Source organism: Microbulbifer zhoushanensis (genome assembly GCF_021729055.1).
Classification (GTDB): Bacteria; Pseudomonadota; Gammaproteobacteria; order Pseudomonadales; family Cellvibrionaceae; genus Microbulbifer; species Microbulbifer zhoushanensis.
In genome coordinates this window covers 201,627-222,334 of the sequence record NZ_JAJSAO010000005.1, presented here as the reverse complement: position 1 = coordinate 222,334, position 20,708 = coordinate 201,627, and the positions used below count along the sequence as shown (strand labels likewise).

At 60.2% G+C, this 20,708-nt stretch carries 14 protein-coding genes; 6 read left to right on the top strand and 8 right to left on the bottom strand.

What is annotated here, in order from left to right; genetic code table 11:
* Nucleotides 1–150 precede the first annotated feature (150 nt).
* The 3 genes from rdgC to LVD10_RS11735 all read right to left on the bottom strand — a co-directional run bounded on the left by rdgC (nucleotide 151) and on the right by LVD10_RS11735 (nucleotide 2,513).
* Entirely contained in the window at nucleotides 151–1,143 is a 993-nt protein-coding gene (rdgC, locus tag LVD10_RS11745; RefSeq protein ID WP_237063752.1) for a recombination-associated protein RdgC, read from the bottom strand.
* A gap of 110 nt (nucleotides 1,144–1,253) precedes the next feature.
* The gene (locus LVD10_RS11740; protein ID WP_255774686.1) at nucleotides 1,254–2,138 is read right to left on the bottom strand and encodes an alpha/beta hydrolase; all 885 of its coding nucleotides are present in this window, start codon (nucleotides 2,136–2,138) and stop codon (nucleotides 1,254–1,256) included.
* Between the two features lie 36 nt (nucleotides 2,139–2,174).
* Nucleotides 2,175–2,513, bottom strand: coding sequence for a YceK/YidQ family lipoprotein (locus LVD10_RS11735; protein ID WP_237063748.1), 339 nt, complete (start codon nucleotides 2,511–2,513; stop codon nucleotides 2,175–2,177).
* Between the two features lie 288 nt (nucleotides 2,514–2,801).
* Between LVD10_RS11735 and LVD10_RS11730 the strand changes: the two genes are divergently transcribed.
* From LVD10_RS11730 to LVD10_RS11720, 3 genes are all read left to right on the top strand, one after another.
* Nucleotides 2,802–4,898: a toll/interleukin-1 receptor domain-containing protein gene (locus LVD10_RS11730; protein ID WP_237063747.1), complete on the top strand. Its 2,097-nt coding sequence runs from the start codon at nucleotides 2,802–2,804 to the stop codon at nucleotides 4,896–4,898.
* Nucleotides 4,891–5,325: a hypothetical protein gene (locus LVD10_RS11725; RefSeq protein ID WP_232941694.1), complete on the top strand. Its 435-nt coding sequence runs from the start codon at nucleotides 4,891–4,893 to the stop codon at nucleotides 5,323–5,325. Before LVD10_RS11730 ends, LVD10_RS11725 begins: the two co-directional genes overlap by 8 nt.
* 77 nt (nucleotides 5,326–5,402) lie before the next feature.
* The gene (locus tag LVD10_RS11720; RefSeq protein WP_237063746.1) at nucleotides 5,403–7,295 is read left to right on the top strand and encodes an NAD-binding protein; all 1,893 of its coding nucleotides are present in this window, start codon (nucleotides 5,403–5,405) and stop codon (nucleotides 7,293–7,295) included.
* A gap of 19 nt (nucleotides 7,296–7,314) precedes the next feature.
* Here the strand turns inward: LVD10_RS11720 and LVD10_RS11715 are convergent, their stop codons facing one another.
* The gene (locus LVD10_RS11715; protein WP_237063745.1) at nucleotides 7,315–8,478 is read right to left on the bottom strand and encodes an alkaline phosphatase family protein; all 1,164 of its coding nucleotides are present in this window, start codon (nucleotides 8,476–8,478) and stop codon (nucleotides 7,315–7,317) included.
* Nucleotides 8,479–8,539: 61 nt separating this feature from the next.
* Nucleotides 8,540–10,900, bottom strand: coding sequence for a TonB-dependent receptor domain-containing protein (locus tag LVD10_RS11710; protein WP_237063744.1), 2,361 nt, complete (start codon nucleotides 10,898–10,900; stop codon nucleotides 8,540–8,542).
* A gap of 372 nt (nucleotides 10,901–11,272) precedes the next feature.
* Between LVD10_RS11710 and LVD10_RS11705 the strand changes: the two genes are divergently transcribed.
* Nucleotides 11,273–11,470 carry a hypothetical protein gene (locus LVD10_RS11705; protein WP_232941698.1) on the top strand — a complete coding sequence of 66 codons (198 nt, stop codon included), beginning with the start codon at nucleotides 11,273–11,275 and terminating at the stop codon, nucleotides 11,468–11,470.
* 101 nt (nucleotides 11,471–11,571) lie between these two features.
* Here LVD10_RS11705 and LVD10_RS11700 read toward each other — a convergent pair whose 3' ends face one another.
* From LVD10_RS11700 to LVD10_RS11690, 3 genes are all read right to left on the bottom strand, one after another.
* Nucleotides 11,572–12,252, bottom strand: coding sequence for a zinc metallopeptidase (locus tag LVD10_RS11700; protein WP_232941699.1), 681 nt, complete (start codon nucleotides 12,250–12,252; stop codon nucleotides 11,572–11,574).
* Between the two features lie 107 nt (nucleotides 12,253–12,359).
* On the bottom strand, nucleotides 12,360–13,835 hold the full coding sequence (locus LVD10_RS11695) for an aminoacyl-histidine dipeptidase (protein WP_237063743.1): 1,476 nt from the start codon (nucleotides 13,833–13,835) through the stop codon (nucleotides 12,360–12,362).
* 172 nt (nucleotides 13,836–14,007) lie between these two features.
* Nucleotides 14,008–15,990, bottom strand: coding sequence for a VacB/RNase II family 3'-5' exoribonuclease (locus LVD10_RS11690; RefSeq protein ID WP_237063741.1), 1,983 nt, complete (start codon nucleotides 15,988–15,990; stop codon nucleotides 14,008–14,010).
* A 303-nt stretch (nucleotides 15,991–16,293) separates the two neighbouring features.
* Between LVD10_RS11690 and LVD10_RS11685 the strand changes: the two genes are divergently transcribed.
* Together LVD10_RS11685 and LVD10_RS11680 are read left to right on the top strand one after the other, a co-directional pair.
* Entirely contained in the window at nucleotides 16,294–17,370 is a 1,077-nt protein-coding gene (locus LVD10_RS11685) for a Glu/Leu/Phe/Val dehydrogenase dimerization domain-containing protein (RefSeq protein ID WP_232941702.1), read from the top strand.
* 334 nt (nucleotides 17,371–17,704) lie between these two features.
* A complete protein-coding gene (locus LVD10_RS11680; protein WP_237063739.1) occupies nucleotides 17,705–20,542 on the top strand; it encodes a M16 family metallopeptidase in 2,838 nt (945 codons plus the stop codon).
* Nucleotides 20,543–20,708 lie beyond the last annotated feature (166 nt).

Here is a 20,708-nt window from a genome sequence, read left to right as displayed (position 1 = left end):
AACGGGCTTATACCGGGCAGTTACGCGTGTTGTAACGGGCCGTATTTAAATTTTGCCTTGTTGCAGGAAAGTAGGGGCTGTCAGTGAGAGCCCCCTCCTCTTTTCCTGCCGGGGTTGTCCCCGGGGCTAATTTCCTGTTCGCGGTGACGGTCAGAAGACGACCTCGTCTACCTCCGCCGCTGCATGTTCGGATTCGGCACGGGACGCCCGCGCGACGATTTCCTCCACGCTTGCTGTTTCCGTGTTGGCACCGCCGAAAGCTACCAGCAGGTCCGTGAGCAGGGCGGAGATCTCGATGGTCATCACTGAGAAATCGGCGTCGAATCGCTGTGCCGCATTGTCGGCGTCGGCACTGTCCGCTTTTTCGATCAGCTCATCACTGAACTTCACCCGTTTCAGGGACAGCTGGTCGTCAACGAGAAACTCCACGCCGCCACGCCAGGTCAGGCCCAGCTTGTGCACCTGCATTCCCGCCACCAGGTGGTTGTGGATTTCCTCGGCACACAGGTCCTGGTTCTTGCAGCGGATCACGCTGCCGCTGTCTTTCGGGTCGCGCAGCTCACACTCATGGCCGAACTCAAACTGCGCCGGTGCCTCGGGGGCATGCAGCCAGTGTGTCATGGTTTGCTGCGGCAGGTTTTTGGCCGCCAGAGGGACCACCGCCAGGCTGCTGATCGCCTCGCGCAGGTTTTCCAGCAGTTCCTCTGCGGCGGACGCCGAAGAGGCATCCACCACCACCCAGCCGTCGCGGGGCGCGATATAGGCGTAATGCAGGCGGGAACGGGCAAAGGCTTTGGGGCGCATCTCCATCAGGACCTCGTCCTTCAGGTTCTGGCGCTCCTTGCGGCCCACCTGGCGGCCTTCCTTCTGGGAGATGGCCTGGGCCATTTCGTCCACCTTCTCATTGATCACGCCGGCGGGCAGGACTTTCTCCTGTTTCTTGGCGCAGACCATCAGGTAGCCATTGGTGCTGTGGACCAGCTCGGAGCCGTGGCGTCCCAGTGGCGGCACCCAGCCGTAGCGGGCCGCGTCCTGGCTGCCGCAGGGCACGAACTGCCCCGGCTCCAGTAATTCGTTCAATTTTTCGGCAGTGAGATCGAATTCTTTGGTGAGGCGGTATACACGCAGGTTCTTGAACCACATACAACGGGCCATTCATTCTGTTTTCGGAAGCGGCCGGCAATTATGCGTGAAGCGGCCGGTCACAGCCAGTGCCCCGTCCGCAGTTTTGTCTTTGGAGAGGGCGGCCCTGGTTAAATCCTGAACAGCCAGTAAAGCCCCTGGATGGCCGTCGTGGGGAAGGCCGTCTCGTGGTCAGCCCCCTCAATGACCCGGTATTCCAGCTCCAGGCCGGGGTAGTGCCTGGCGGACAGGGTTCGGTGGAAACGGTCCGCGTCAGCCACCAGGTCGTGGGGCCAGCTCTTATAGTGCCCCGGATGCTCCAGGCTACCGATGGACAGGTAGACCCTGGCCCTGAGGTCCTGGCGCTTTCGCGCGTATTCTGCCTCCAGGTCGAAAATAATCCGCTCGTCGAACCAGAGTGATGGGCTCCCCAGAACGTAATTCCGGAACATCCCGGTATGTTTCAGTAACGCATAGGCACCCAGCAGGCCACCCAGGGAATTGCCCACATAGGTACGGCCCGCCGGATCCGCCGGATAGTGTTCCTCGACGGTGGGGAACACCGTATCGCGCAGGAATCGCAGGTGCGCCTCGGCGCCCCCGGTTTCGAGCTTCCATTCGGTGTCGATCGATGGGGTATAGTCGCGGACGCGGCTTGGGGTCGAGTGAATAGCTTTATCCCATGACACACCCACGAGTATGGCTTCTTCCATTTTCTTGATGGCCATGGGGTAGCGGGTGGCGCCGGAAACAACCTGGAAGGTATACATGGCATCGGTCATGTAAATTACCGGGTAGCGCCTGTCGCCCATGCCCTGCTTTTTATAACTGCGGGGCAATTTGATAAACAGCTCGTAGTTTCGCTGTGTTTCCGGGTCGGTTACTGCGATCGTCTCCGTGCGGGGAATGGTAAAGGGGGAGGATGAAGAGGTTGCCGTGCCAGCAATGGCCGGCCCTGCGCCCAAAAGAAAAATAAGCAGGGATTTAAATATTAACTGCACAGTTGTCCTTTGCATCGCGATAGTGGGCCGGCGGGATTCCCGGAAATAAAACTAGCGAGGCACATCGAGCCGCAGGTTGCCGTCCTTATTCTGTGCGTAAATAGTGAAGGGCAGCACAACCGTGTCGGTTACTGACGACAGCACTGTATCGAAGACATAGAAGCCGGCAATTGGCAGGATTACGGTGGAGCTCCGCTTCGAATTCAACTTGCAGACATTGTAAGAGACACCGCTGTATACCCGTGGCAGGGATTCACAATAGGTATTCTGGCGGCGGAGTTCTGCGGCAACTTCCCGGTCGGGCTGTCCCAGGGTGGTGGCAGTCCCGCAGCCGGCAAGCAGGGACGCGAGGGCGGCGAACACTGCCGTTCTGTATAAAGTTGCGGACACTGGAGCCTCTCCTTGAATCAATGGACGGACAGTCGTGACGAATATACCCCGTCACGACCTGAGAAGGAAATGCCCGCCAGGTGACGGTTGTTTGCAATTGGCGTCTCTATCGGGCACCTGGTCAGCCGGCGCGACAGCGAGTGGCGGGAATTAGCTGCCCCAGAGTGAAACTGGCGCAGAAACAATCTCGCTTGCGTCGCTTTCATCTTGACGGAAAAAGCCTGCTGGTTTCACCGATAAAATTCGAATAGTCTCTTTGCCTTCGAATCCGCCGGGTACTGGGCTCAGATGAGCGAAAATAATAACTCCCAGCGTTACCGGGCATTTATCAGCTACAGCCACACCGATGAGCGACACGCCAGGTGGCTGCAGCGTGCGCTGGAGTCTTACCGGTTGCCCCGTCACCTGGTCGGCCGCCGGACCCCGGAGGGGATTCTCCAGGCTCGCCCGGGAAAAATATTCCGTGACCGAACTGATCTTTCCGTGGGGCCGGACCTGACAGAGCACTTGCGGCAACCGCTGCTGGAGAGTCGTTACCTGCTGGTGGTGTGCTCGCCGGCAGCTGCCGCCTCCCGTTGGGTCAATGATGAAATCCTGTTTTTCAAGCGACAGCATGGTGAGGGCCGTATCCTCGCCCTGGTTGTCGATGGCGAGCCCCTTGCCTCTCTGTCGGGACGGCCCGAACAGGAGTGCCTGCCGCCGGCATTGCGATTCCGGATAGACCGCAGCGGAAACCTTAGCGATAAGCCGGCAGAGCCCCTTGCCTCGGATATCCGGTCCCGGGGTGATGGCAAGCGCATGGCGCTCCTCAAACTGCTGGCAACCATGCTGGGGCTGGGACTGGACGAACTGGCCCGGCGCGACCACCAGCGGCGGATGCAGCTGCAGAAACTGATTTCGGCGACGGCCCTGGTCGCGGTGACGATACTGGCGGCGCTATCCTACGCCGCCATCAATGCCCGCGATATCGCCGAAAAGAGGCGCCTGGCAGCCGAGGACCTGGTTAACTTCATGCTGACGGACCTGCGGGACCGGCTGGAGCCTATCGGCAGGCTCGATGCGCTTGACCTGGTGGGGGAGAAAGTCCTCAGCTTCTATCGCGCCCAGCGCCACAGTGCACTGAACGCCGATGCGCTGGGCAGGCAGGCCTCTGCAATGCACCTGCTGGGAGAGATCCGCGACCTGTCCGGGGATACGGACGCAGCCATCGAATTGTTCTCCCGGGCAGCCGTTACCACCGGCGAATTGCTCGCACGGGACCCCGCCAACCCCGATCGCATCTTTGACCACGCGCAGAGCGTCTTCTGGGTAGGCTATCCCGATTACCAGCGCGGTCACTACCGAGAGGCCCAGAGGTGGTTCGACGAGTATCTCCAGCTGGCGCGGCAACTGGTCCGGCTGGAGCCTGCCAGGCCTGCATGGCAGATGGAGCTGTTCTATGCACTCAATACCCAGGCAGTGCTGAAATTCCGGGATGCGCAGTATCGCGAGGGCCTGGAATTGTTCCAGGAGGCGGGGACCATCCTCGCCGGTCTGCCAGATAATAATGATAACCGGGAGGCGCGGATCAATAACCTCGCCTGGATCGGTTCGGCGTATTTCATGCTGGGGGAATTCGACTCCGCCATCGACAGCCGGCAACAAGAGCTGCGCCTGATCGACGACTGGCTGGCCCGGGAACCGGATCGCAACAACCTGCTCGATTACACCATGACCGCGCAGAACGCGCTGGTACGGCTGTATCACCGCACTGGCGATACCGTCGCGCTAACACGCTACCGTGCCCTGGCCGGGGAAACTGCCCGGGAGCTTGTGCAACAGGATCCGGAGAACCGCGACTACCGCCTGCGCGCCTACAAGTTCCACCTGAATGATGCGCTTATCGGGCATATCGGAACCGCAGAAGCAGACCGGTTACTGGCCGATATACGCTCGCTGGCCAGGGAAATGCCGGAGCGCTTTGAGGTCCAGCAGCTGCGGTGGCAGGCCGAATTCAAGCTGGCACTTAAATATTTTGGCAGTGCCCGCCGGGACGTCCTGGTGGGCTCCGTCGGAGATTTTTCCCGATGGGCAGCAGGGCTTGATGCGACAGGCCAGCAGCGCCTGCTGGAGCCGCTCCGGGTACTTTCCGGCCTGTTGCAAGCCATGGATAGCAGTGCCGGGGCAGAAGAATGGCGAGCCGGGCTCCTCGAAGGGCAGCGGCTGCTGGCCGGCACTGACAACCGCATGGATTTTAACCTGTACTGTGGCGAGGATTCGTTCGTGCCATTGCTCGGCCCGGGAAGGCCGACAGACTCACAAGTGATTGCAGTAGCCAGGCAGTGTATCGGCCTGGAAGCCAACCCCGAGGTACTAAACCTGTCTCAAGGAGAGAGTTATGAGTAATGCAAAGTTTCGCATCAACATTATCAAGAATCCCGCTTTTGATCCCGATGATCCCGCTTCCTGTGAGGTCGAGTTTGTAAAGGATCCCGGCCAGGATAGTAACCCTGCCTCCATCGACCAGGCTGGCACTATCACCATCAGCAAAAAGAAGGGCACCGCTGTGGATATTGCCTTCCGTCTCGCCGATGATGTCTACAGTGACTACAGCTTCACAAAAGGCTCCTTCCTGGCGAGCAGTATTACCTCCAACACAAAGGGCGAGTTCTCCATCAAGAACGTAAAAAGTGGAGACCGCACCCTGGTTGTCACTGATGAAAATGATGACGGTGATACCTGGAGCTACACCCTGACCCTGTTTGATACCAGTGATGCCTCGCAGCCGCCTGTTGTACTGGATCCCATGATCAAGAACACCACGATGGCGTAAACCATCAGTTTGCGGGCTGAATCCGTGCCCCGTCTTGCGGGCACGGTCTTTTGACTGGTGACAAGAGGGCATTGGCGATGAGCGTGTTTTCGCAGCGTAAACGGGTCCGCGGTTGGGCCCTGCGAAATGAATGGCTGATAGTCTCCTTTCTGGTCAGTGTGCTGTTTGTATTTGGTTACCTGGGCTACTACCAGGTCCTCAGTGGATCCGGCCCGGGGCTGGAGCGCCACTGGGATGCCCTGTATAGCGCGATCAAGCTATTCATCTTCAATGGCCCGGATACCACCGAGGGCTGGCCGCTCTCACTGCAACTGGTGCGGATTCTGGCACCATTCCTGCTCGTTTACACGGCAATCAAGACCATCTGGTTGAGAACTGGCGAGCACCTGGCGCTGTTTCTGCTGCGATTCCGCCCTCACCGCTATGTGATCATCTGCGGCATCGGCGAGACAGGGCTTCGCCTGGCCAGGCAGTACCTGGCCGAGAGTCCCCATGCCGTGGTGGTAATCGACCATAACCCGGTTAATCCCAGGGTTGCGGCACTGTCCGTGCAAGGGGCTATCCCGGTGATTGGGGATGCAATGGATCCGGCAACCTTTATCCGGGCAAAAGTCACTGCGGCGCGCGAGGTCTTTGTATTTACCGGTGACGACGAGGCCAATATCGCCGTAGCCAAGGTGGTACACCGGCTGGTACGTGTGCAGGGTAAAAAGAGCGGGGGGCGAGCCGTAAGGGGCGTAAAAAAGCCGACCCCGAGGCTTCGCTGCCATATCCAGGTCAACTCCCCCGAGATCTGTGAAATCTTCCAGAACCACAGTTTTTTCAGCCTGGTGGATGAGAAACTGGAGTTGAAAATTTTTAACCGGGATATCTATATTGCCCGGAATATTTTTGATTACTGTGCTCCCGACCTTTATTACCTGCCCCGGGGAGCGGATTCCAGGAGGATGAATATACTTATCCTGGGTTTTGGCTCCCTGGCCCGTTCGCTGCTGGTGCAGTATGCACTCACTGCTCATTACGCTGATTTTCGCAAGCCCCGTGTGGTCGTCATGTGCGAAGAGGAATGCCGAAGGGAAGTGGCGCGCTTCTACCATCGTTGCGCCAATATTGAGCAGGTTGTCGACCTGGAGTTTATTTACCAGGACCCGGTTGCGATCAAGTTGGAGCAGTGGGGTGAGCTCATGCAGGCCGAGCAGTTTGTGGCCTGTTACTGCGCCTTGCCCCATGATGCCGATGGCATCCTCGCTGTAAGGCGCCTGAACCGCATGCGTAATGCCCTGGGAACCGACGCTGTCAATTTTGTGGTTTGCCTGAACCAGCAGTCCTGGATTGCAGACGTCGTGGACGATGATTTCCTGCCCATTTCCCGGGACAAGTCCCGCATTGACCCGGCTGAGCCGATCGAGCACTTTGAGTGCCTGGACGAAATCATCACGATTGATGTGGTGGTCAACGATGCCCTCGATCGGGTCGCAATGGCGATCCATGCGTATTACCTGGAAGGCCAGCGTAGTGCCGGGATGTCACAGAGGGATAATCCCTCGATAGTAAACTGGCAGGGACTGCCCCTTTACAAAAAACTTGCCAATCAGCGGGCAGCTTCGCACCTGGACGTAAAGCTGCGGATTGCCGGCTTCAGGCGCGTCGACGGAGCCGGCAACGGCGTACCCGGGACCGCCTTCCCCGGGGACGGGCCGATGCTGGAAACCCTAGCCCGGGTGGAGCATCAGCGCTGGGTAGCGGACAAGTTACTGGCCGGGTACAGCGTCGGGCCCGAGCGGGACGACAGCCGCTTCCTACACCCGGACCTGAAGCCGTGGGAAGCTCTGGCGGAAACGGACCGGGACAAGGACTGCGCAATCATCCGGCAGATGCCTGCATTGGTGGCGCTGCTGGGCCAGAGGCTGGAGCGAGCGACCGGGGATGCGGCGAGAAGCACTGCCCCGGCGCTGGAAACCGGACCCTAGCGTTCTCCATTGGGGAATGCTACCGGGATACCTGGACGTCACTGGCGATAATGCGGGTGATTGGCTTGCCAATCTCGGTGCTGTAGGTCCTCGCAAATGCTTCCGGGTTTTCACCCAGCAGTAACAGGGAAGTCGCTGCTACCTGGTCCAGGTAAAGCGTTACACCGCCGGCAAGTTCACCAGCGGCCCGAATATCCGGTCCGAGGGCGGCGATCCAGGTCTCACTGGCACCCTCAACCCCTGTTTCCCGGAACTCCCCGAGGTTATCGAAGTAGCTGAGCACGGCGCGCCGACTGGCATGGTGCGGCCAGGCGCCGGGTGTACGGCCACGACCGTGGTCGACGGTGATTACCAGGTTGGTGTTGTCCTTGTAAGCCGGTATCGATTGCAGTGTCCGCCAGAGATCGGCCAGGAAGCTGTCGCTGCGATGGGCGGCATTGAGGTATTGGTAATAGTCGCCATCGTGGGCAAAGTCGTCCGTTTCCCCCAGTGCCAGGTAGAGCACCCTCGGTTTGCGCTGCTGTAGGAACTCCCGGGCAAAGCCGTAGGTAAATGCATCCAGCCGCACATTGGTCCAGGGGCTCGGAGTACTGGCCTGCAGCTCATTCAGGAAGCGGGCGCGCGCGGACATGCCGGCCCAGCTGGCATCCTGGAAACCCGCATTGACATAAATGCCGCTGCGATCGCGGTTCAGAATCGCCGGGAATACTTCCCAGCTACCGAACGCAGCCACGCGGTCCCGGTAGGCCGGCCTGCTATGCAGCCACTCGAGGAAGGTATGGTTTTTGTTGGGCACGGCCCGGTTGGAACTGATCTCTGGGTCGGCACGGCCTGTCAGGATCTCATTGTAGCCCGGGTACGAAAACCACCAGGGATTCGCCACCTCCACGCGGGATTCTTTGGCCCGGTTGCCCGCCAGCAGTCCCTGCCTGGCGATAGTGCCCCACAGGAAGGGCATCAGTTTCTGCCGCCGGCTTTCTGGCGTGTTGGCCCCGAACTGTTCCAGCAAAAGTTCCCGGTGTTCAGTGAACTGTTCATTATCCATCAGTCCCGGGTCGTAGCCGGAGAAAACCTCCTGCCAGCGCAGTCCGTCAATTGTGACGAGCACCAGGTTGTCTGCGGCCTGGACCCTGGCGGCCAATGCCAGTATGACAATGACCAGGGATACTTTTGATTTACACATTGTACTCTCTGCTATGGGGCGGACCGACATGGGCCGGCCCGCCAATTGCTGCAATAAGCGGTCAGAAATCCACGGTGGCGGAGAGTGAGGCGGTGCGGGGTGCCCCGATCCAGGCGCCGCCGGAGACCACGGTGCCGAGGTAGTCCTCGTCCGTCAGGTTATTGACCACCAGGTTGAGGCTGATCCCCTGCAGTGCCGGGCTGACGTCCGCCAGGTTGAGGCCCAGGTAGGCGTCGGCCACGACGTAGGACTCCGCCTCCCAGGTGTTTGCCAGGTCCACGTAGCGGTCGCCGGTGAGTTTGGCTGACAGGCCGCCGTAGAGCAGCGATGAACGCCAGTCCAGCCCGGCTACGAACAGCTGGTCGGCAATGCCCACTACATTATTGCCCGGTACCAGTCCCTGGGCAGCGTCCACAGCGGCATCACCGGTACCGATATAGCTGGCATCAAGGAATGTGTAGGAAGCGTAGAGATTGAGGCCCGGGTTCAGGTCATAGTCCAGCAGCAGTTCCAGGCCATCGGACTCGATACCGCCGGCATTGAAGTAGGAGCCGTTGGTACCGATCAGGTAGTTGGGGCCCGCCGCGGTGTTGTTGTCCAGGAAGATGATGCGGTTATCGAACTCATTGCGGAACAGGGTGGCAGTGGCGGCCAGCGCTTCGCCCGTGTACCGCAGGCCCAGTTCGATGGTCTCGGAAGTTTCCGGGTCGAGGTTGTCCAGGTTGGATTCGGGCCGTTCCAGGACACTGTCACCGATGGCCTTGAAGTTTTCGGCATAGCCGGCAAATACCTCGGTGCCATCCATGGGAGCTTCCCAGACCAGGCCGGCCGACAGCAGTACATCGGAATCGGACTCAAGGTCTGCGTCCAGGCTCTCGGAGAACAGGTCCTCGCGCTCCACGTCGACCAGGAACTGCTTGGCGCCGAGGCTCAGGGTGACGCTGTCGATTGTCAGGGCATCCTGCAGGTACCACTTATTGGTCTGCTGCGGATAGCTGCGGCGATACTGCTCCCAGTAGGGGGTACCGTCGAACTCCGGGCCACTGGTGGCATCGGTGATCCGGTGCCAGTCCCGGTGTTCGTCACGGGTGGCGTCCTCGTACCAGAAGCCACCGCGGAACTCATTTTGCAGGCCGGCAATTTCACCGTTGTGGGCGAAGTCGAGGCTGAAGCCGCTGCGCTCCTTTTCATAGTGCGTATGGCGGTAGGACATCACCGGGATGGCACCGGCCTCATAACATGCCGGGTCGTACTGTGCGCCGGCCTGGCCATAGATGGTGACAATATTGGAAGTACAGCCTTCGATCGGTGCCAGCGCATTGCCGCCGGCGTCCACATAGAAAAACTGGCCGGCACTGCGACCGGTCATGGCGGTGGTGCCACCGAGGAACTCGGACTGGCCGCTGTCGCCGTCATCGGTGACATCCACCAGGTAGGGCGGTACCCAGTCGCCACGCCCCTCATTAGTGTGGTAGTAGACACTGCCTTTCAGGTTGAGGCTCTCTGCCAGGTCCAGGTCGAACTGCGCATAGCCGAGCAGGTTCTCCCGCAGTGTGGACCAGCCGCGACGGTATAGCTGGTCGATATAGGGCACACCGCTCCATTCACTGCTGAGGAAGTCATTTTCCGGGAACTGCTCGAACTGGGCGGCGGAATAGATACGCTGGTAGTTATCCTCGTGGATGTCGTCGTAGGAAACATAACCCGAGAGGGTGCCAGCCGGGACTGTGGTTACCAGCTTGGCCGCGACATGCTCGCGTTCGTTTTCGGCGGTCTCGGTAATCCAGTCGGTCGCCTCCTGGTTTGAGTAGGAGATCCAGGCGCGGGTGCTGCCTTCTGCAAAGCTGCCGGTGTCATAGCGGAGGTAGTAGCGCTGAGCATCGAACTCGCCGCCGGACATCTCGACGCGCATACGGCGATCTTCGGTGGGGTCATCGGTGCGATAGTTGATGGTGCCGCCCAGGGCCTCGTTGGAACGGGAGGCAATGTCCGCAGTACCCTGGGACACGGCGACACCGCCGATATTGGCCGGGTCAATAAAGCGGTTGGCCTTGGAACCCCCGCCATAGTTGGAACCGCCGTTGGGGATGCCGTCGATGGTGGTGCCGATCTGCTGCTCATCCAGGCTGGTGGTGAAGCCGCGCACAGAGATATTGGTTGACCAGTCGTCAAAGCCGTAAGTATCCCCCTCGTTGACGGATACCCCGGGCAGGTTGTCGATCAGGGCGTTGACGCTGGTTATCGTAGACTGCTGTTTGCGCATCGCATCGGTAACAGCACTGCTGTTGAACGTCTCGCCGCTACCGAGTACTACCACTTCCTCGATATTTTCACTGCTGTTGTCCTGTGCAACGGTGCCAGCTGAAGCCATGGCGGTAACCATGGAGATAGCTGTGGAAAGTAATCTTTTTGAACTGTTCATTCCTTTGTTCCCTCTTTAACAGGTGGTTATTCAACCCGGCCACTTCGTTGTTGCCATCCATCGGGCAGTAGCGCTCGTCGGCGCTTCATCTCCGCGGCTCTTGTCTGGCGCGGCTACAATGGCGCCACCTGATGAATCGGGATTTACAGGAATATGAAATTAATCTTGCTGAAATGTTATAGGGTCCGGTTAACCGGTTGTTGCAGGTCGTGTTGTCCTGAAAAAGTGAACAACTTGTAGTGGCATCAGAGCTTCGAAAGAAAAAAGGCCGCTGCGTGAGCGGCCCAACAGGTGGGGGAGGGAGTTACTTCAGAGAGTTCTTTTTACAGTAGCTTTCCGCCCAAGGGTGTGGTGCGGAAAGGAGCGTTGATAATGCTGCAACTGCCTGGGAAAAAAGTTGCACTATTCGGCGGAACGATGATCCCGGCTATTCTGGTTTCACAGAATGTGCGGTTGATCTCAATCCTGGTGATTCTGCAGGTTGCGAATACCTCAGGGGGAGGAGCTGCATCTAAAAAAGACGGCTGGCGCAATCCTCCATTCAGCTCGAAATACTACCCCTGGTTATAGTGATCTCTGGCTTCATGAGGCCACGCTGAAAACAGATTGGTATGGAAGTGCCAGTTGGGGGTGCATATTGTCTGGGGTGTCTCACCGGGGCAATGTCCAGCCTAGCGGATAAACCGCAACCATCGCCACAGGCTGAGCATTTCTGTCAGGGCACCGGCAAAGTAGGTGAGCGCCGCTGCCTTGAGCACCGACCTGACCGCGGGCATGTGCTCCGCAGGTACATATCCCTCTTCCAGGATCGGCAGCGCTTTGTTGAAACTGGCGTCATACTCCTCTGGCAGGATGGCGGCATACATCAGCGCGGATGCCATCATGGTCAGCACACCGATTGCCACGGCAACAGCGAAGATATGGGGAACCCTGGCGACCAGGGCCAGGGAAGAGATTGCCAGCATCAGCCCGGTGCCCAGCCTCCGGATAAAGAAGGCTTTGCCCATATGTTTCTGCCGCAGGTGGCTGACGGGCTCGTTGCGGGTAAACTGGATCGCGTGCCCGACTTCGTGGGCGGCCACGGCGACAGCCGTCAGGGACTTGCCGTCGTGGACCCGGGGGCTCAGTGAGACTATTTTCTTCGCCGGGTCGTAGTGGTCACCATTCGGCCGTCCCCGTTCCACGGTGACGCCGTCGAGGCCGAAACGCTCGACCAGGTGGCGGGCCAGCTCGCCTCCGGTGCCCGGCATGGCCTCCCGCTGTTTCGAGTGGCGCCACATCACCAGCTGGACCCAGAGCGAGGGGCCGTATACCAGCAATATGACGAGCAGAGCTCCAAGTCCGTAAATCATGTCCGGTTCCCTGTTATCTGCTTACCCCGCACCCGGAGGGAAATCTCTCCTGCTGCGGGGGACCAGTCTATCGGAATTGCGCGCTGGCGAGCCACATCGGTCGTGCTTTAGTGGTGCTTTGCCGGGATCGCCTGCACCACCTTCAGGAAGTACTCCCAGAAATTCGCCACGCTCTCGATATGTACCCGCTCTTCCGGCGAATGCGCGCGGCGGATCGTGGGTCCGAAGGAAACCATATCCCAGTGGGGGTAGGGCTTGGCCAGCAGGCCGCACTCCAGGCCGGCATGGATGACCTTTACTTCCGGCTCGGCGCCGGTCATATCCTTGTAGACATCTTTCATCAATGCAAGCAGGGGTGACTTCACATTGGGCGTCCAGCCCGGGTAGGCATTATCCAGCGACACAGTTGCGCCGGCCAGCTCAAATGCGGCGGCGACATTGAGACCGTGCTGGTCGCGGGCGCTGTCGGAGAGGCTGCGTACCAGGCACTGCACACGCACCCGGTATTCGCCGTCATTTTCTTCAGTAACCACGCGGGCCAGGTTGTTGGAGGTTTCGGCGATGCCCTCCAGGGTGGTGCTCATGCGCTCCACGCCACTGGGGCAGGCGCGCAGCATGCGGATAACCCTGCGCTCGCTCTCCCGGTCCATGACAGATGCCGGGGCTTCGGTTTCCTCTACCGCGATATCCAGTTTCGGTTCGTTGTCGAGTTCGGCTTTGCTCACTGCGCTTTCCTGCAGGACAATTTCCATCAGCCGGGCGGCATTGTCCGCAGGTACCGTGAGGGTGCTGAAGGATTCGCGCGGGATGGCATTGCGCAGGGTGCCGCCATCGAGCGCGGCAATGCGCAGCCCTTCGATCTCCCGGATGGCGGTATCGATAATACGGTTGGCGATCTTGTTGGCGTTGCCGCGGCCCTTGTCGATATCCAGCCCGGAGTGGCCGCCGCGCAGGCCGCGCACACTCAGGCGGAAGGCCTTGTGGCCCGCCGGCAGTGGTTCGGCGGAGTAGGGTAGTGCCACATTGATATCCACGCCGCCGGCGCAGCCCACGTACAGCTCGCCCTCGTCCTCGGTATCCAGGTTCAACAGCAGCTCGGCCTCAAAATGGCCCGGCTGCAGGTGCTTGGCGCCGGTCATTCCTGCTTCCTCATCGATCGTCAGCAGGGCTTCCAGCGCCGGGTGCGGTATATCCGTGCTCTCCAGCAGCGCCAGGATGGCCGCTACGCCGATGCCGTTATCCGCGCCCAGGGTCGTGCCAGTGGCGGTGACCCAGTCGCCGTCGATCTGCGGGCGGATTGGATCCCTGAGGAAGTCGTGGTCAGTGTCGGCGTTCTTCTGCGGCACCATATCCACGTGGCTCTGCATGGCGAGGATCTTGCGGTCCTCCATGCCGGGAGTGGCCGGTTTCTTGATGATGATATTGCCGATCTGGTCCAGCCTGGCTTCCAGTCCACGTTCTTTGCAGAAGTCGAGGATGTAGGCCACCACCTTTTCCTCGTGCTTTGAGGGCCGGGGAATCTCGCACAGCCTGGAGAAATGTTTCCACAGCGGGGTCGGGTTCAGTTCGGCAATGGATGACATATTGCGTCCTTCTTCCTTTATTTATTTCTGGCGCGGTCCCGGCCGGATGGGCTGGCCGCGGGTATGAGCCGGCCGGGCTTGTGGCCCGGCCCGGGAAATTGCGGTGGCAATTATAGGATTGGGGGCGGGGGAGTGACAGGTGGGCGCGGCCCGGAAGGGCCGCGCCAGTGCATTACTCGTCCGCAGCGGAGGTGGCAGCCTCTGTGGCCACGGGGATACCGCCGCCGACCACCTCAAAGGCGATGCGGCGCTTGTCCACGTCGACACTGCCTACCTTTACGGTCACCGGTTGCTCCAGCTGGTAGGAGAGATCGTCGTGGGCCAGGGTCAGGTGCTTGCCGTCGAAATCCGGCAGGTTCTTCTTGTCGCTGTTCAGGCGTACGAAGCCATCGATGCCGAAGTCATCCAGGCGAACGCCCAGGCCGGCGCCATTGACCAGTGTCACCCTACCGGTAAATTCCTGTCCCACCTTGTCCTGCATAAACTGGCAGTAGAGCCACTGTTCCAGGGCGCGATTCGCCTGGCGACCGCGGAGCAGGCTGTCCTGCAGTCCCTCGATCTTCCCGTCGTCGAGGTCCACTGTCTGCTGTCCAGCAGCGGCTGCCTGCAGCACCCGGTGATTGTGCAGGTCGTTGTACTTGCGGATCGGTGAGGTAACGGTGGCGTAAGCCTCCAGGCCCAGGCCCAGGTGGGCGCCGGGTTTGTTGGCCAGCTGGCCAGGGCGCAGCATGCGCTTGAGCACTGCCAGCAGGTTCTGCATCCGGGGCTCGTCGTGGGTCTCCAGGTACTTCACCAGCGCCAGGTAGTTGTCCAGCTGGTGCAGGTCCTTTTCCGCGTGCTCGGGCAGCAGTTCCTTGAGCAGGCTCTTGACCTCCCCCATGCGCTCGTCACGGAATCCAAGGTGGACCGAGAAGCAGCCCTGCTGCAGGCTTGCCAGTTTCGCACCCATGGCGATGTTGGTGGCCAGCATGGCTTCCTCAACCATGCGCTGGGCCACGTTGCGCTCGCGTTTCTCGATGCGGGCGATCTTGCGTTTCTCATCCAGCAGGATGTCGTAATCCGGGCGGTCCTCCATGATCAGGGAGTGGCTCGCGCGGTAGGTGGCGCGCGTCTTGCTCAGGGCTTCCAGGTTGCGGAGGCTTTCCTGCTGGTCTTCCGGTACGGCACTGAGGTCGCCATCGATAAACCCGCTGACGTTGTCATAGCTCAGCTTGTGCCGGGAGCGAATCGCCGCGAATTCGTAGCGGCTGTCGCCGATGCGGCCATCACTGTCAATGTCGATGTGCAGTACCAGCGCCGGGCGCAATTCCCCTGGCAGCAGGGAGAAGGCCTCCTCGCAGAGCTCGCGCGGCAGCATGGGCAGCGTCTCGCCGGGCAGGTACTGGCTGTGGGCGCGCTCGAAAGCTTCCCGGTCCAGAGGGGTACCGGGCTCGATCAGGCTGGAGGGATCGGCGACCGCGATGTGCAGGGTCCAGCCGCCGTCGCGCGCAGTGACGGCAATGGCATCGTCCATGTCGCGGGTGGACTCGGCGTCAATGGTGGCGAAGCCGGTGTCCGTGAGATCCTCGCGCCCGGCAGCCACTTCGGCGATTTTTTGCTTGATGTCCGCAGCCTGCTTCAGGGCTGCGTCACTGAACTTCTCCGGCAGCTGGTGCTGGGCGACGACAAAGGCATGCTCGATACCCGGCATTTCCGGTGCGCCGATTACTTCCAGTACCTTGGCCTGGGCCTTGCCATCCTTGAACGGGTGACGGATCACCTTGCAGGCGATGAATTCGCCTGGCTGTGCCTTGCCACGGGCCTTGGGGGGCAGGAAGATCCAGCGGTTCAGGCCGTTCTGGCTGGGCTGGATAAAGTGCCCCTGGCCCCGCTGGACATACTGGCCCACCAGGTGATTGAGGTCGCTCTCGAGCAGGGCATCCAGTTCAGCGGACAGTTTGCCCTTGTTTTCCTCGGTGAGGCTGACCCGCACCCGGTCACCGGGAAATACGCGTTCCATTTCGGGGGGAGGGAGAAAGGCCTCGCGTCCATCGTCGAGCATGACGAAGCCGAATTTGCCGTTGCTGCCGCGGACCCGGCCCTCGGCAAACTCCTTGGTGGAGCGGATATCGGTTTTCAGTTGGTTCAGTTGCTTGAGGGCATCCGGGTTCAGCATGCGTGAGGTCTCTACACGGGTCGATTTGGGCGCGGATTCTACCAGACAGAGATTGCGGAACCAGTTTAAACCCTCCCCCGGGGCAGGTGGTGAATGACCGATAAGCCATTTCCGGGTCACAGTGACCCTTCATCCTAAAAATAATGTGCCTGTGTGATAAATTAACCCGTTGGACGCTTGTTTGTGCAAAGATTGCAAACTTTATATCCTGATCATGGATATAATCTTATTCTCGAATAAAAATGCACAAAGGGCTGTGGTTGTTCCCCAGCTGTAGAACCGGTCTCCGGAGAGGAACACAAAATGAGTATATTTTCCCATCACGCCTACGATAAGCACGAACAAGTGGCTTTTTACCAGGACGCCAAAAGCGGACTGAAGGCGATTATTGCGGTGCACAACACCAATCTGGGACCCTCACTGGGCGGTTGCCGTATGTGGCCCTACGCCGATGATGGCGAGGCGCTGGAGGACGTACTGCGGCTGTCCCGCGGCATGACCTACAAGTCCGCCATGGCGGGTCTCAAGCTGGGTGGCGGCAAATCCGTGATTATCGGTGACCCGCGCAAGGAGAAGACTCCGGAACTGCTGCGTGCCATGGGCGAATTCATCAATACCCTGGGTGGCCGTTACATCACTGCTGAGGATTCCGGCACCAGTGTTGCCGACATGAAGGTGATCGGCGAGACCACCGAGTTTGTTTCCGGCCTGATCGAGGGCTCCGAGACCGGTGGCGATCCGTCCCCTTCTACCGCATATGGCGTCTTTGTGGGCCTGAAGGCCACCGCAAAGCACCGCTGGGGCCGCGATGACCTCAAGGGCCTGAAGGTGTCCATCCAGGGCGTGGGTAATGTAGGCTTCCGCCTGGCCAAACTGCTGAAAGAGGCAGGTGCCGAGATTTTTGTCACCGATATCTTCCAGGACAACATCGACCGCGCCGTCAACGAACTGGGTGCCACTGCAGTGGGCTCCGACGAAATTTTTGACCTGGATGTGGACCTGTTCGCGCCCTGCGCCATGGGGGCCATCCTCAATGACGACACCATCGCGCGACTGAAAGTGGGTGCCATCGCCGGTGCGGCCAACAACCAGCTGGCCGAGGAGCGCCACGCTCAGGTACTGCGCGAGAAGGGCATCCTTTATGCCCCGGATTACGTGATCAATGCCGGTGGCATTATCGATGTGTATTACCAGCAGCAGGGTAACTACGATCCCGCGCAGGTCCAGGAGCACATCGAGCGTATCGCCGACACCATGCAGGAAATCTTCCAGCGTGCCGAAGAGACCGGCGAGACTACCGCGCATGTGGCGGACCGTATTGCCGAAGAGCGTTTCGGGCACGAGGACGCAGTAAAAAAAACTGATTCTGCCGCGGCCTGATGTGAAGACCCGCACCGGGTCACGTTGAACGCGGCGCGCCGGCCCCGCCGATAACCTGATCGGCGGGGAAGGCGCCAGGCAGCTTTCTCCCTCTGGCGATATATTGTCGCGAAGTCCAACTGAAGTAGTTTCCCGGGCGCATCTGCGCCCGTTTTTTTATTCCTCCCATTTCTCCCCGCTGGCCACCTGGCCCGTTGGCGCTGGCAGTCGACCGATTTGCCCGGCGCGCACCGAAGTTTGTTGCCTAAACTATCTTTCCCGGTATGTGCCACCCGCAATGCCACGAGCGCACTGGCGGGACCGCAAAGCCGGCTCGGTAACGGGGAATTCATCCATGCTCACGCGTTTTGTGCTTATCACCATACTTTTCACCGCGGTGCTGCAGGCTGGCTGCGGCGCACCCGAGGAGTCCCGGCGGAAGAACGGGGAGGGTGAGCACCGCGCGCTGACGGTTGACCGGGAAGCTGCCGCCAGTAGCCGCGCCGCAGCGGCCAAGCAGGAAGCCTACGTTGAAGTGCCGGATATCGAGATCCCGTTCCACCGGGAAACCCTCGACAATGGCCTGACCGTGATTGTGCACGAGGACCGCAAGGCGCCGGTTGTGGCGATCAATATCTGGTACAAGGTGGGATCCAAGGATGAAAAGCCCGGCAAAACCGGCTTTGCACACCTCTTCGAGCACCTGATGTTCAATGGCTCGGAAAACTATCCCGGTGAATACTTCGAACCGTTCCAGCGCTCCGGAGCCACCGATATGAACGGTACCACCAATAATGACCGTACCAATTACTTCGAAACCGTCCCCAGGGGCGCACTGGATATGGCGCTGTGGATGGAGTCCGACCGTATGGGCCACTTCCAGGGTGCCATCAGCCAGGAGAAGCTCGATGAACAGCGCGGTGTGGTAAAGAACGAGAAGCGCCAGGGTGAGAATGCCCCCTATGGCAGGGCGTTTGAAGTCATCGCAGAGAGTACCTTTCCCCCGCATCACCCTTACTCCTGGACCACCATTGGCTCCATGGAAGACCTGGACAATGCCAGCCTGGAGGACGTCAAGCAGTGGTTTGCCGAGTACTACCAGCCCGCCAATGCCATCCTGGTGATCGCCGGTGATATCGGCGTCGAGGAGGCCATGGCCAAGGCGCGAAAGTACTTCGGCGACATACCCAGCACCTCGGTACCCCCGCGGCTGGAAAGCTGGGAGCTGCCCGTGCAGCCGGACAAGCGCGAAGTGCTCACCGACCAGGTGCCGCAGACGCGTATTTACAAGGTATGGAATGTCCCCGGCCTGGACAGCGAGGAAGAAAATGCCCTGGACCTGATGACTTCGTTGCTGGCGAACCGCAACAACTCCCTGCTTTACCGGCGACTGGTGCGGGAGGAGCAGGTTGCTACCAGTGTCAGTGCCTATTACTTCGGCCGCCAGCTGGCGGGGCAGCTGTTCATCATGGTGGACGTAAAACCCGGCCAGCCGGTGGAGAAAGTGGAGCGGCTGCTGGACGAGGAGCTGCACCAGTTTGCCAGGGACGGGGTCAGTGTCGAGGAATTGCGGCGTATCAAGCAGAGCGAGTTCGCCGGCCTGGTCAAGGGGCTGGAGAAAATCGGCGGTTTCGGCGGCAAGAGCGATATCCTGGCGCGATCAGAGTTTTACTACGGTGACCCCGGCGCGCTGATCACCGGGCTCGAGGAGTACTCCCGCGTGTCGGCGCTGGAAGTCCAGGACGTTGCGGAGCGCTGGCTGACCCCGGAGAGTTACACACTCATTATCAAGCCCGCGGAAGAGTACCAGGCGGCCGATGAGGGGGCCGATCGCAGCAGCCTGCCGTCGGTGGACAAGACGGTTGAGCTGGAACTGCCATCGCAGAAAGAGTTTACCCTCGATAACGGCCTGCGGGTGGTGCTGGCCGAGCGCCACGATACACCGGCAGTTTTCATGAACCTTCAGTTTCGCAGTGGCGCCGCTGCCGATGGTGACAAGCCGGGCCTGGCATCCCTGGCCGCGCGTATGCTCAGTGAGGGGGCCGGGAAGTACGACAGCCTGGCCTTCAGCAGCAGGCAGGAAGAACTGGGGGCCAGTGTTACCGCCGGCAGTGGGCTTGACTACAACAGCATCAACTTCAGTGCGTTGACCACGCAGCTGGAACCCTCCCTGGAATTACTGGCAGAGGTGGTCGAGAACCCACTGTTCCCGGAGGAGGACCTGGCCCGGGTAAAATCCAATCGCATCGATGCCATCGGCCAGGAGAAGGCACAACCACAGGGGCTTGCCCTGCGTGAGTTGCCGCCATTGCTCTATGGCGATGGCCACCCCTATGGTGCGCCGCTGACCGGCTCGGGTACAGAGGCGGGCATCAGGGCCGTCACTCGCGACGACCTGGTGGACTTCCACAATACCTGGCTGCGCCCGGACAATGCCGTGCTGACCGTAGTGGGGGATGTAAAAGCTGAAGACCTGAAGACCCGGCTGAATAATGCCCTGGGCGGCTGGAAGGCCCCCGATACCCAGCTGCCGGAGATCCCTATTCCAACGGTGGAGCGCCCCCCGGAGCCGCGCGTTTTCCTGCTGGACCGGCCGGGGGCCCAGCAGAGCTATATCCTTGCGGGGCTGGTGATCCCGTCATGGGAACCAGAGGGTGCCGAAGCTTTCGACGCCATGAGCAGTGTCATCGCCGGGAAATTTACCTCACGGGTGAACATGAACCTGCGCGAGGACAAGCACTGGTCCTACGGGGCCCGGGCGGTCTCACTGGATACCGAGGGGCAGCGTCCCTATGTCCTGTTTGCCCCGGTGCAGACCGACAAGACCGCCCAGGCCGTCACCGAGTTGCTGAAGGAATACACCCAGTTCCTGGGCGACAAACCGGTTACGGAGGAAGAACTCGCGGACTACCGCGATGATGAGGTGCTCAAGCAGAGTGCCCGCTTCCAGACCAAGGAGCAGCTGCTTTCCAGTATTGCCTGGCAGGTGGAGAAGGGGTTACCGCCGGAATATATTGCCGAGTACCCGCAGCGGGTATCTGCGCTTACGCGCGAGGATGTGAAGCTGGCCGCAGACAAATTCCTCGACCCGGGCCAGTTTACCTGGGTGATTGTGGGGGACCTGGACAAGATCCGGGAGGATATCGAGGCCCTGGATATCGGGCCGGTGACGGTATTGCCCGGGGAGTCCTGAACCCGGCGCGAAAGAAATCGCAATTGGCGTTTTCTGCATTTTCTACTAGTCTGGGTACTGTTGCCTGCCGCGCGCCAGCTGAGAGGCGCCGAGCGCCCGGCGGGCAACACGGGAATCCAATAACGAGATCCAGAATAGAACTGTTGTTGTCACCGCGCGGGGCCCC